The organism is Collinsella sp. AF02-46-1 (assembly GCF_003465825.1).
Taxonomy (GTDB): Bacteria; Actinomycetota; Coriobacteriia; order Coriobacteriales; family Coriobacteriaceae; genus Collinsella.
Genome location: NZ_QSBV01000042.1, coordinates 1 through 2650, shown reverse-complemented (window position 1 = coordinate 2650; position 2650 = coordinate 1). Strand labels below are relative to the sequence as shown.

The following is a 2650-nucleotide window of genomic DNA, read 5'->3' as shown; positions in this document are numbered from 1 at the left end:
GCTGGGGTAGAGGTGGTAGAAGCCGTCGAAAAGGCTCTTGACTACTTTCGATTGATGCTCAGTGCCCATTGTATTCGCTACGATTAAACTCGGCACAGGGGATACTGGTTTTCCGTGCGAAAACGCTCATGCCGCTAAATTGAGCGACCGCCTGTACTGCAGCGGGATCATCCGCCCGAGCGATCCCTTAATCCGTCGCCCGTTGCGCCAATCGGCAGAAGCCACGCGTGGACGCTAATCGCTCGAGCGAATCGTCGTCGGTTTCCGTTTAACGATTTCTTTTTCCGCTATTATCTGACCCTCGGACTTCCTCGTGATAGAAGTAGTCCACGATCACCGGATGCCCCTGGGGGACTCTGCCATAAGGCATTTCGTTGTCCACAAAGGGGCAATCGTACTTCTTGGCCATTTCCTCGGCTTTTACTTCAAGCGCTTCAAAATAGCTACGGTTGCGCTTGTTATAGATCTCATCGTAAAGCGGTACGAGATTGGGATGTTTCTCGGCGATATAATCCAGGATCGCTTTTTTGAAACCACCCCGAAGATTGAGATTTTCGAGCCAAAACAAATCGCACCGATCCTTTACTCGCTCAAAAATCATCTCAAAATCCGTGATGCCGGGAAATACCGGGGACACGAAGCAGACCGTACGGATACCTTCGTCATACACCTGCTTCATAGCAGCGATACGACGCTCGATGCTCGACGCGGAGTCCATATCGTTCTTGAAGTTCTCATCCAGCGTGTTGATCGACCATGAAACGGTCACTCGTCCAAGCCTCTTCAGCAGATCGATATCCCGTACCACAAGATCGGACTTTGTGCAGATCAGAATATCTGCATCGCTGCTAATCAGCTGCTCCAGGAGTTTCCTGGTATTCCCGAATCGCTCCTCCTGTGGATTGTAGCCATCCGTCACAGAACCGATAACCACCCGCTGTCCAGCGTATTTCTTCGGATTCTTGATTTCCGGCCAATGCTTCACATCAAGAAAGGTGCCCCATCCCTCCTTGTGTCCGGTAAAGCGCTTCATAAAGGAGGCATAGCAATACTTGCAGGCATGCGTGCAGCCTACATAGGGATTGACCGAGTAGCCGCCTACCGGCAGGCTGGACTTGGTCATGATGTTCTTTGCTTCCACCTCATTGATGAGGATTCCATCGATCACTTCCGCCATGTTCTCTGCACCTCCAGCACTCTTTCGAATTCTTCCGGCAATTCCTGAATCATGTTTTCGTCCCCTATGACAGAGACGAGGTCTTCCTTCATAAACATTGGAATGCCAAGCGCGTGCGCCTGGTCCGTCAAAGACCATGCCCACTCCGGTTCCGTATGAACCTTCCTGCTCTGCGTCCCGGTCATGGTACCGACGACGATCCAGTTGATTCCGGAAAGGTCGACCGTACCGGGATCGTCGAATAGCGGCTCAAAAGTAACGAAGAAGTGATTTGCTTTGACGTTTTTCCGAAGGGCGTCGATACGCCACAGCTCCGCTTTCCTCGTCACCGTAACGCCGAACCATGCGTTTTCCAGGTCGGTATCTAAATCCAGCAAATCGGGTCTCTTGGTCAGGAACAGGAACTGATGCTGTGGATTCTCATGGATCTTTGCAAATACCTCGTCTCGCCATTCCAGCTTCCACCCGGAGAGATCGCTCATGCCGGTAAGGAGAAAGTTCTGCGGCCGTTTCTTTTCCATCATCTTGAGCTTGCTCGGGAAGAACGCAGGATCAGCGAAGTCGTCAATCATATGCCAACGTTTCACATTGTTACGGGCATAGCAATATGGACACCCCACCGTGCAGCCGATGACGATATTCATATTCTGAATCTGATTTTTGATGCAGATGCTCATAACGCCTGCCTACCTGCCTCTCCCGTAAACACGCAATCAGCCTTCCCCACCTTGCGGGCAAAAGCCTCGATATCTTGCTTGTAAGCAGCAGGCTCGCAATCGCTCAAATCGTATGACGTGCCGCCGTTTCGATAGACGGCCCGATGGGAAAACGATCGGCTGACAAGCCCGATGCCGAGCTTCTCGCACAGGGTCATCCGTGCTCCCTTTCAGCTATAAAAAACAGGTGTCTATAAACAGTATCCTTGTTGATTTTCGCAGGGGCAATGAACAAACGCGTGCACCTGTCGATAAACGAACAGCTACTGGACATTGTCAAACGACTCAGATTGGAGAGGCGATGGGAGAAACCAAGATCGACCGCCGGCGGCGCTACACCCTCTCGGTCATACAGGAGGCGTTCTTCGCGCTGCCGGCCGAGGTCGGCTTCGCGAAGATGACGGTGGCGGACATCTGCCGCCGCGCCGAGATCAACCGGGGAACGTTCTATCTGCATTACGAGGATAAGTACGCGCTGCTCGATGCGCTTATCGACGAGGCCCCGAGTTCGCCCATGCCCAGGAGCTGCTCAACGCCTATTCCGAAGGGGGCTTACTGGCGGTATCCGCTCTTCGCGATTCCGATAACCCATCGTGACCTGCGATTCAGGAATACCAGCCTCCGAGCCCTCTCGTTCGGAGGCTGCGGCTAAAACCTCATTGCGCGTCTACCGCTCCGCGTTACTCGCCACCTGCCCGCGCCGCCGAGAGCAGGGCGCCCAAATCGGCCTGGATCGCCCCTGCCTTGCTTCCAAGCT

Annotated in this window: 4 protein-coding genes; 1 reads left to right on the top strand and 3 read right to left on the bottom strand. The window is 53.4% G+C overall.

What is annotated here, in order from left to right:
* Positions 1-268 precede the first annotated feature (268 nt).
* Genes DWV20_RS09740 through DWV20_RS09730 form a run of 3 tightly spaced genes read right to left on the bottom strand, consistent with a single transcriptional unit; the run spans position 269 to position 2051 of the window.
* Positions 269-1177 carry a radical SAM mobile pair protein B gene (locus DWV20_RS09740; RefSeq protein WP_118256889.1) on the bottom strand — a complete coding sequence of 303 codons (909 nt, stop codon included), beginning with the start codon at positions 1175-1177 and terminating at the stop codon, positions 269-271.
* Complete coding sequence (locus DWV20_RS09735) at positions 1165-1854, bottom strand: radical SAM mobile pair protein A (RefSeq protein ID WP_117645873.1); 690 nt, start codon at positions 1852-1854, stop codon at positions 1165-1167. The genes DWV20_RS09740 and DWV20_RS09735 overlap by 13 nt, the downstream gene beginning before the upstream one ends.
* Positions 1851-2051, bottom strand: a complete 201-nt coding sequence (locus tag DWV20_RS09730; RefSeq protein ID WP_118256888.1) for a hypothetical protein — start codon at positions 2049-2051, stop codon at positions 1851-1853. The genes DWV20_RS09735 and DWV20_RS09730 overlap by 4 nt, the downstream gene beginning before the upstream one ends.
* Before the next feature lie 143 nt (positions 2052-2194).
* Here DWV20_RS09730 and DWV20_RS09725 point away from each other — a divergent pair, with 143 nt between their 5' ends.
* Positions 2195-2545 (top strand): TetR/AcrR family transcriptional regulator, encoded by a 351-nt coding sequence (locus tag DWV20_RS09725; protein WP_117803977.1) that lies wholly within the window; start codon positions 2195-2197, stop codon positions 2543-2545.
* Positions 2546-2650 lie beyond the last annotated feature (105 nt).